The organism is Thermococcus sp. (genome assembly GCF_026991495.1).
Classification (GTDB): domain Archaea; phylum Methanobacteriota_B; class Thermococci; order Thermococcales; family Thermococcaceae; genus Thermococcus.
Map to the genome: position 1 here is coordinate 27156 of NZ_JALXBJ010000090.1, position 5843 is coordinate 32998.

Genomic DNA, 5843 nt, shown 5'->3' on the forward strand with positions numbered 1-5843 from the left:
TGCCGACGGCAGGACCGCCAACACCTCGACCATTGAGATCGTTCTCGAGAAGCCGTGAGCTCGATCCTTTCTCCCCTTTTCCATCAGGGGGTTAAACTTCAACTCGTTTTGAAACTGTGGAAAGTTTAATTAGGCTCCTCCCCCAAATTGGATCAGGTGGAGTTCTTGGATGGGGAGAGGGTAATAGACGTGGACGACGAGAGGGCGAAGCTGCTCGCCCAGATTCTGACGAATGAGAAGGCCCTGGCAATACTCCGCTCCATCGAGGATGAGGCCAAGTCCATAAGTGAGATAGCTAAGGAGCTCGGTTATCCGGTCTCCACGGTGAGCTATCACATCGACCACCTTCTCAAGGTGGGGCTTGTCGAGGTCAGCGGGAAGAAGTACGGAAAGAAGCTCCAGGAGGTAAAGCTGTACAGGGCATCGAACGCCCCAATCCTGCTCGTCCCGAGGAAGGACGTCGCCCGCGTGAGGCGTCATTTAAAGTCCCTCGACCGGCTCCACGTCATAAGCCTTGGCGTCTCCGGCTTAGCCGCTGCCGTCGTCTACGAAGTGGCTGCGAGGGTGATGAGGAAAAAAGCAGCCACTGGATCCCCTTCTAATGTCCATGCCACCTATGAGGCGCCCCTGAGGGAGTTCTACCAGGTAATGTCAAACACCACGCAGACCAAGGGCTCAACCGGTAGCCTGCAACCCGGTGCACTCGCCCTGGCTGTTTTGGCCTTTGTCTTGACCCTCTCCGCCTTTTACTATCTATTTTTAAGAAAAAGCCCAAAACGTTTTTAAGTTTCGTCCCCCAACCCCCGCTTGAGGGGTGGTGAGATGGCAGAGATCACCGTGGGACAGATCGTCAGAAGGAAGGCCGTGGTTGTCAGCCCGGACGACACGGTTCACAGGGTTGCTCAGGTGCTCTCGAAGAACAAGGTTGGAAGCGCCGTCGTGGTCTCGGGGGACGAGATAGTCGGTGTGATAACCGACAGGGACATCCTCGACAAGGTCGTTGCAAAGGGAAGGAACCCGAGGAAGATCAAGGTGAGGGACGTCATGACGGCGGATCCGGTGACGATAGAGGACGACTACACGATAAGCGACGCGATAGACAAGATGATGGACAAGGGAGTGAGGAGGCTGCTCGTCACGAGGCTCGGAAAGCCGATAGGCTTCGTAACCGCGGCGGATCTGCTAACGGCCCTCAACACCTACAACCACGAGGAAGAGGAGGAAGGCGAGGAAGAGACCGAGGTCTACGGGATCTGCGAGATCTGCGGCCAGTACGGGCCCCTCTATAAGGTCTACGTTGAAGGGGAGGAGAAGTGGGTCTGCCGGAACTGCAAGGAGGAGCTCAACCTCTGATTCCCTTTAGTTCCTTCATAACCCCGTCGAGGATTATCCCGAACTCCGCGTTCCTGTTCTCGAAGCTTAGGGTGTGAACCTCCCCGAGCGGCCTGAACCTGTCCACAAAGCGCCTGTGAACAACAGCTAAGAGGGGCTTTCCCGACTTCAGGACTTCACCAACGGCCTTGCTGAACCCGCCGCTCTTGTACTCCATCGGACCTATCTCGTCGATAATTATTAAATCGGCCTCTACTAAGGCGCGCTTTATGGCGGGAACGGCGACGCGCTCTATCTCGTCCACGTGAACAACGTACTTCCCGAAGGGGACGCCCGGAAGGTGGGAAGTCCCCCTGATGCTGGCCAAGGTTCCCTCCTCGCCCGTGTCGAGGGCGGTGATCTTAAACCCAACGCGCCTACCGCTCCTGCGCACTTCCCTTGTCGTCATCCCACCGACGATGTAGCCCCAGCGGTCAACTTCCTTCGCTACCCTCTCGACGAGTGTTGTCTTCCCAACGCCCGCCGGCCCGGTCACGAATATCCTCAGCGCCATCCCATCACCGAAGGAGCTTTAAGTTCACCCCTTAAACCCTTTCGGGTGATGGTGGTGGAGATGAGGTACAGACCAGAGGAACTCACGAGGCTCCCGAGGAGCGTTGAGTACGAGAAGGGAAAGGTCATGATGATCAACCAGACTCTCCTTCCGGGGGAGTTCAAGACGATAGAGCTGACGACGGTTGATGGTGTTGCCGAGGCGATAATAACGATGAAAGTCCGCGGTGCGCCTGCCATCGGAGCGGCGGCTGCCTTCGGTCTGGCCCTCTACGCGGACACAACCAAAGCCAAAACGAAGGACGAGTTCATGGAAGGGTTTTACCGGGCTTACGACAGGCTCAAGAACACGAGACCGACCGCTGTAAATCTCTTCTGGGCCCTCAACAGGATCAAAAGACTCGTGGAGGAGAACCTTGAGAGCCCGCTGGAGGAGATAAAGCGCCTCATCGTGAGCGAGGCCCAAAAGATAGCGGACGAGGACGTCGAGGCCAACCTCAGGATGGGGCACTACGGTGCCGAGGTTGTTCCGGAGGGGAAGGTTTTAACGCACTGCAACGCGGGTAGCTTAGCAACAGTTCAGCTCGGCACGGTTGGGGCGGTTCTTAGGGTCATGCACCGCGATGGAACGCTCAAGCTTCTCTGGGTGGACGAGACGAGGCCCGTCCTCCAGGGCGCCCGCCTGAGCGCCTGGGAGTACCACTACGATGGAATCCCCCTCAAGCTCATAACCGACAACATGGCCGGCTTCGTTATGCAGCAGGGCAAGGTTGATGCGATAATAGTTGGAGCCGACAGGGTTGTAGCGAACGGTGACTTCGCCAACAAGATAGGCACTTACACCTTAGCGGTGCTCGCGAGGGAGCATGGGATACCCTTCTTCACTGTCGCTCCCCTCTCGACGATAGACCTCTCCCTTAGAAGCGGGAGGGAGATACCCATAGAGGAGCGCAAGCCGGAGGAAGTCCTCACCTGCGGCGGCTGTAAGATTGCACCGGACGTTGACGTCTACAACCCAGCCTTCGACGTCACGCCGCACAAGTACCTCACCGGAATAATCACCGACCGGGGAGTTGTGTGGCCGCCGTTTGAGAGGAACTTGAAGAGACTGTTTAAGAGAGAATGATTTTTCTTAACCCTAATACTTTTTGATGCACAATGCTTATTAGGCCATGCCATTGTTTTGGGTCGGGGGAATAAAATGTCTGAATCATACGAGGTTGTTATCAAAAAGGAGGAATTAGTGAAGGTTCTGGATGTTCCAAAAACGGAATTCGAAAAGTACGTTTCTCCGTTGTTGAATCAAATAAACAACTGGGCCCATGGGACAAGACCGGAGGTTGTGGGACAGATGTCCGAGCTTATAAAAGAGTTCATGGAAAGATATCCTAAGGATCAGTGGACGTTTGATAACTGGAGAGATTTTTACCTCTCAACTGAAGTGATTCCGGGGAGCACTGGAGAAAAGGCCATAGAAACTGCAGTAAAACGAATCAAAGAGAAACTCTCGGAGGTTCGGAGGGTTCTTGATGACATCGATGAAGGGACTATCCGCACTTGGGTGGAGGATCTGGTATTGAACAAAACGTTCTGGGGGCTTATGGTTCAGAGACCAATCCTTAGCAAACTCGCCGAAATTTTCGCTGGAGATTCCCTAAACTACAGGTTATCCACTCCGGAAGAGGAATCAAAAGGCATTGACGGGTTTGTCATAATCAACGGAGAGGAACTTCCAGTTTCAATAAAGGGGGTAACCTACGAACAGGAGAAACACCTGAAAGAAAACATAGATGCACCGATCGTCTATTATGAGAAGACCAAAAATGGTTTGCGTATAGACTACTCCGAATTTGCAAGATTCGTGAGTAAAGAGGGAAACTTCAAAGATCTCGATGGATGAATCGAACCTCGAAGGGGTTATCAATCCTGCGCTGGTTGACCCCTATTTTTTCTCTTATCACTGATTCGAGATTGGGGTCAATTTCATAGCCTATGCTGTTTCTTTTTAGCTCGATGGCGACCTTCATCGTTGTCCCCGTACCGAGGAAGGGGTCGAGAACGGTATCTCCAATGATAGAGAACATCCGGATAAGCCTGCGGGGTATCTCTTCCGGGTAGGCCGCCGTTCTCCTCGCAAGGGCACTGTGGTTCTGACGAACCCCCCTGATGTCATCCCAGATCTGTGAAAACCATCTATCCCTCTCTTCCTTCGTGTATTTACTCGCATATCTGTACGGGTCTTTTGGTTTAAACCTCCTCGGGCGGCCCTTCCTGAATATGAGAATATACTCCACATCGAGGGTCACATATGCATTCGTAGGAAGGAATCCTGAACCAAGGAAGGCATTGGGCTTGTTAGTGGGTTTTTTCCAGAGGATATATGGAAGCGTGACGAATCCGATCCTCTCAAAGTGCTCTATGATCTTTGAGTGGTTCGGGAACAGCCTGAAGATGCCGTTCACTTTCCTCGTTGCATCACCAATGTTGATGCAGGCGATCCCCCCGGGGATAAGTACCCTATAAAGCTCCTTCCAGACCGGGAGGAGGGCTTCGTGCATCAGTTCGTAGATTTGATACACAGTCCTTTCTTTCTCATCTTTAACCTGCTTGAGATCCTCCCACTTTTTTCTTATGCGCTCATCAAGGCTTTTAAAGAGGTCATCCCAGATTTGGATCATCGGGTATGGAGGGGATGTTACAACTAAGTGAACACTCTCATCTTCAATTTCATCCATGTGCCTTGAGTCTCCAAAAATAATCTTGTGTGTGGTCTTTATGGCTGGAATTTTCATTCTTCACCCTCCGAAATCTCCCTTTTCACGATAGCGGACATAATGGACTTCTCCGACAGCCAGGCCAAGACGATGTTCCTTATTAAGTCGGCGTCGCCTTCTCCCATTTTGCCCTTTAGCTTCTGCAAAATCTCCCACTGCTCATCGGTGAACGTTACCTGAATCCTCTTACTCATATGACACACCCAAAACACATTTAATACACATCATACTCATACTAAAGTTTTTGCCCTGTGGATGCATTGAAGCGAGGGCCTTTCCGCCTCCTCATAGGCTCGGGCCTTCTTGAAGAACTTTCGCAGGTGGGGGTAAGTTACCATAAGCTGAACTTTTCTGGCCGGGGTCCCCATGTTATCACCACCCTTCTATTGTTGGCGTGAATTAAATAATTTCCGGAGCCTCCCCATGAGTTTTCCTCCTACTGACTCTTCAATATTCTCAACGAAACGCCCTCTATCCCGCTCAGTTTCTCTTCCAGAGAGGGCAAAAGATGCCGAGGAGCTCCAGCGGCTCAAGGCACGGGCAGTCCACAGAGTACTCGAGTGGGTTCCCGGGCAGTTCGATTCTCAGGGATAAACCCTTTCCAGTCCTCGCGACTTCAAACGGCACGGAGCACCCCTTTAGAACCATCCTGCCCCTCATGGTCATCAGCAGAGCCATAGGGATACTGGAGAAAAAGGTTTCCAAAACGGGAGGTTTGAAACCGGACGTTAAAGGAGTTTCTCCATGATAACTGCCCTTTCAGAGTAGCCCTTCTCAGAGTACCACTTCCTCGCGGGGTTGTCCAGCTCAACGCGGAGGCAGACTTTCTTGCCCTTGGATGGGGTTTATTCTGGTTCAAAAAACGCTTCAATCCTTGAAATCCATGGGAACGGGGAGAGCAACGTTGGTCATGATAAGAAAAGCTTTTAAACCTCTCATCAGCCTAATGAATGCCCCTCATTGGGGGGAGGTGAGGTGGTAGGCATGTACTGCCCGCCCAGGAAGAAGGCCCGGCCAGGGAGAGAGGTCGAAGAGGAAGAGGGGGATTTTGAGCCCCTAGACGCCGTTGAGGAGGCCTACGAGGACTGGGACGAGGAAGAGGGGTGGGACGAAGAGGAAGAAGAGTGGGAGGACGAGGAAGACTACGACGAGGACTGGGATGACGAAGACTGAAATCCTCCCACT

Annotated in this window: 9 protein-coding genes; 5 read left to right on the forward strand and 4 right to left on the reverse strand. The window is 52.7% G+C overall.

Annotated elements, in window-relative coordinates; all coding sequences use genetic code 11:
• Positions 1-156: 156 nt before the first annotated feature.
• The gene (locus MVB78_RS11080; RefSeq protein ID WP_366940155.1) at positions 157-786 is read left to right on the forward strand and encodes a helix-turn-helix domain-containing protein; all 630 of its coding nucleotides are present in this window, start codon (positions 157-159) and stop codon (positions 784-786) included.
• 36 nt (positions 787-822) lie between these two features.
• Positions 823-1353, forward strand: a complete 531-nt coding sequence (locus MVB78_RS11085; RefSeq protein ID WP_297491514.1) for a cyclic nucleotide-binding/CBS domain-containing protein — start codon at positions 823-825, stop codon at positions 1351-1353.
• On the opposite strand, the gene MVB78_RS11090 is transcribed toward MVB78_RS11085, so the two are convergent.
• Entirely contained in the window at positions 1343-1885 is a 543-nt protein-coding gene (locus tag MVB78_RS11090) for an NTPase (protein WP_297491476.1), read from the reverse strand. The genes MVB78_RS11085 and MVB78_RS11090 overlap by 11 nt on opposite strands.
• A gap of 54 nt (positions 1886-1939) precedes the next feature.
• On the opposite strand from MVB78_RS11090, the gene mtnA reads away from it, so the two are divergent.
• Both mtnA and MVB78_RS11100 read left to right on the forward strand, forming a co-directional pair.
• Positions 1940-3010, forward strand: coding sequence for an S-methyl-5-thioribose-1-phosphate isomerase (mtnA, locus tag MVB78_RS11095; protein ID WP_297491517.1), 1071 nt, complete (start codon positions 1940-1942; stop codon positions 3008-3010).
• A 75-nt stretch (positions 3011-3085) separates the two neighbouring features.
• A complete protein-coding gene (locus tag MVB78_RS11100) occupies positions 3086-3784 on the forward strand; it encodes an MjaI family restriction endonuclease (protein WP_297491479.1) in 699 nt (232 codons plus the stop codon).
• Here MVB78_RS11100 and MVB78_RS11105 read toward each other — a convergent pair.
• The 3 genes from MVB78_RS11105 to MVB78_RS11115 form a co-directional block, all read right to left on the reverse strand.
• On the reverse strand, positions 3765-4676 hold the full coding sequence (locus tag MVB78_RS11105; RefSeq protein WP_297491482.1) for a site-specific DNA-methyltransferase: 912 nt from the start codon (positions 4674-4676) through the stop codon (positions 3765-3767). The genes MVB78_RS11100 and MVB78_RS11105 overlap by 20 nt on opposite strands.
• Positions 4673-4852, reverse strand: a complete 180-nt coding sequence (locus MVB78_RS11110) for a hypothetical protein (RefSeq protein WP_297491485.1) — start codon at positions 4850-4852, stop codon at positions 4673-4675. The genes MVB78_RS11105 and MVB78_RS11110 overlap by 4 nt, the downstream gene beginning before the upstream one ends.
• Before the next feature lie 286 nt (positions 4853-5138).
• Positions 5139-5324: a hypothetical protein gene (locus MVB78_RS11115; protein WP_297491488.1), complete on the reverse strand. Its 186-nt coding sequence runs from the start codon at positions 5322-5324 to the stop codon at positions 5139-5141.
• A gap of 318 nt (positions 5325-5642) precedes the next feature.
• Between MVB78_RS11115 and MVB78_RS11120 the strand changes: the two genes are divergently transcribed.
• Positions 5643-5831: a hypothetical protein gene (locus MVB78_RS11120; RefSeq protein ID WP_297491520.1), complete on the forward strand. Its 189-nt coding sequence runs from the start codon at positions 5643-5645 to the stop codon at positions 5829-5831.
• Positions 5832-5843 lie beyond the last annotated feature (12 nt).

Coding starts and splice junctions, on each gene's coding strand:
- MVB78_RS11085 (WP_297491514.1), top strand. CDS start 823: ATGGCAGAGATCACCGTGGGACAGATCGTCAGAAGGAAGGCCGTGGTT.
- MVB78_RS11090 (WP_297491476.1), bottom strand. CDS start 1,885: ATGGCGCTGAGGATATTCGTGACCGGGCCGGCGGGCGTTGGGAAGACA.
- MVB78_RS11100 (WP_297491479.1), top strand. CDS start 3,086: ATGTCTGAATCATACGAGGTTGTTATCAAAAAGGAGGAATTAGTGAAG.
- MVB78_RS11105 (WP_297491482.1), bottom strand. CDS start 4,676: ATGAAAATTCCAGCCATAAAGACCACACACAAGATTATTTTTGGAGAC.
- MVB78_RS11110 (WP_297491485.1), bottom strand. CDS start 4,852: ATGAGTAAGAGGATTCAGGTAACGTTCACCGATGAGCAGTGGGAGATT.
- MVB78_RS11115 (WP_297491488.1), bottom strand. CDS start 5,324: ATGACCATGAGGGGCAGGATGGTTCTAAAGGGGTGCTCCGTGCCGTTT.
- MVB78_RS11120 (WP_297491520.1), top strand. CDS start 5,643: ATGTACTGCCCGCCCAGGAAGAAGGCCCGGCCAGGGAGAGAGGTCGAA.